The 2083-nt window shown below is 74.4% G+C and carries 2 protein-coding genes and 1 pseudogene; 1 reads left to right on the top strand and 2 read right to left on the bottom strand.

The window, feature by feature from the left end:
• Nucleotides 1-76 precede the first annotated feature (76 nt).
• Nucleotides 77-1306, top strand: coding sequence for a S8 family peptidase (locus AB0I76_RS28500; protein WP_357041803.1), 1230 nt, complete (start codon nucleotides 77-79; stop codon nucleotides 1304-1306).
• Between the two features lie 84 nt (nucleotides 1307-1390).
• On the opposite strand, the gene AB0I76_RS28495 is transcribed toward AB0I76_RS28500, so the two are convergent.
• Nucleotides 1391-1513, bottom strand: coding sequence for a ribosomal protein bL36 (locus AB0I76_RS28495; protein WP_074311439.1), 123 nt, complete (start codon nucleotides 1511-1513; stop codon nucleotides 1391-1393).
• A gap of 147 nt (nucleotides 1514-1660) precedes the next feature.
• Nucleotides 1661-2083, bottom strand: a pseudogene (locus AB0I76_RS28490) (hypothetical protein); the annotation flags it as partial.

The following is a 2083-nucleotide window of genomic DNA, read 5'->3' as shown; positions in this document are numbered from 1 at the left end:
ACGTACGGCACGAACTGCCGGCCGGCCATCCGTACCGGGTACATGTTCTCCACCGGCGCCCGCTGGCCCGGACCACGTGGGCGCCGCCCTCCGCCAGCTCGGCGGACGGTTCGGGATCAACCTGACCGAGGTCCGCCAGCTCGCGACCGGCGCCCACGTGGTCCGGGCCAGCGGGCGTACCGCCGGCCTGCTCCGGGCGCTCGCCCTGCGCGGCGACGTCGAGTACGCCGAGCCGGACACCCCCATGTACGCGCTGTCCACCCCGAACGACCCGAGCTACCCCCAGCAGTGGCACTACTACGAGGCGACGGGCGGCATCAACGCCCCGACGGCCTGGGACACGGCCGCCGGCACCGGCGTGGTCGTGGCGGTCCTCGACACCGGCCGCACCGCCCACCCGGACCTGGACGCCAACACCGTGGCCGGGTACGACTTCATCAGCACCTCGACGAACTCCCGGGACGGCAACGGCCGCGACGCCAACCCGCAGGACGAGGGCGACTGGAACGCCACCGACGGCGAGTGCGGCATCGGCTCGAAGGCCAAGAACTCCAGCTGGCACGGCACCCACGTGGCCGGCACGATCGCCGCGGTGAGCAACAACGGCGTCGGCGTGGCCGGTGTCGCCCCCAACGCCCGCATCCAGCACGTCCGCGTGCTCGGCAAGTGCGGCGGCTCCACCTCGGACATCGCCGACGCCATCGTCTGGGCCTCCGGCGGTTCGGTCCGCGGCATCCCGGCCAACCCCACGCCGGCGAAGGTCATCAACATGAGCCTCGGCGGCAGCGGTGCCTGCAGCCGGACGTACCAGAGCGCCATCACGTCGGCGGTGCGCCGCGGCGCGACGGTCGTCGTCTCGGCCGGCAACAGCAACGCCAACGCCAGCGGCTTCAGCCCGGCCAGCTGCGCCGACGTCGTCACCGTGGGGGCGCTCGACCGGGAGGGCAACCGCGCCTTCTACTCCAACTACGGCACCGCCGTCGACGTCTCCGCGCCCGGTGGCGAGGTGCGTCGGGAGACCGACCCGGCCGGCACGAAGACCACGCCGGAGAACGGCGTGCTGTCCACGATGAACGCCGGCACCACCACGCCGGGCAGCGCCAGCTACACGGCGTACATGGGCACCAGCATGTCGGCGCCGCACGTCGCCGGCATCGCGGCGCTCATGCTCGGCAAGCGGCCGACGCTGACGCCGTCGGGCGTCGAGTCGGCCCTCAAGGCCAACGCCCGGGCGATCCCGGGCACCTGCTCCGGTGGATGCGGTGCGGGCCTGGTGGACGCCGCCGCCACCGTCGGCGCCGTCTGACCCCGCCGGCTCCTCCGGCGTACGCGTAGCGCACGGCACCCCTTCCGGCTCCACGACGGGCCAGCAGGGGTGCCGTGTCCGCGGTCAGCCCTGACGTGCCTTCTGGCGCCGGTCGCTCTTGTTGATGACGAAGGTGCGCCCACGGCGGCGTACCACGATCGAGTTCATCTTGTTCTTCAACCCCCGCAGGGAGTTCCTGACCTTCATCGCCTTCCGTCCCATCTCCGGTGATCCGGGCAGCGGTCGCCCCGTGCGGAACCCCGGCCGTCGGTGCCGGCGTCCGGTCCCCGCACGCCTACCCGCCGACGTCCGGGTCACACCGTCGGAGTCCCGACCGGATCCCGGTGGGGACGGTCAGGCCGCAGCCGGTCGGATGACGGTGAACACCGCACCCGCCGGGTCGGCCAGCGCGGCCACCCGCCCGGTCGGCACGTCGTTGGGCGGCACCACCACCCGGCCACCGCGACTCCCGGCCCGCCCGGCCACCTCGTCCGGGTCGGCCACCGCGACGTAGACCATCCAACCGGTGGGCAGCACGCCCGCCAGCGGCGGGGGCAGCGCCAGCCGGCCGGCGACCGGCCGTCCACCGGCGACCAGCAGGGCGTACGAGTCGTCGGGCGCGCCGGGCGGCACGGTGGCGTGCAGGGCGAGGGCGTCGGCGAGGAACCGGTCGGCGTCGGCGGGGGCGGAGGTCATGTACTCGTACCAGGCGGGCCGTCCCGGTCCCGGCGCGACGACGGTGTCGCCCGCGTCGAGCCGGAAGGCGCCGCCGAGTGG

The sequence above is a fragment of the Micromonospora sp. NPDC049799 genome (assembly GCF_040656655.1).
Lineage (GTDB): Bacteria > Actinomycetota > Actinomycetes > Mycobacteriales > Micromonosporaceae > Micromonospora.
Note: the sequence above shows the minus strand (reverse complement) of the source record. Positions and strands in the feature narration are given on the sequence as shown.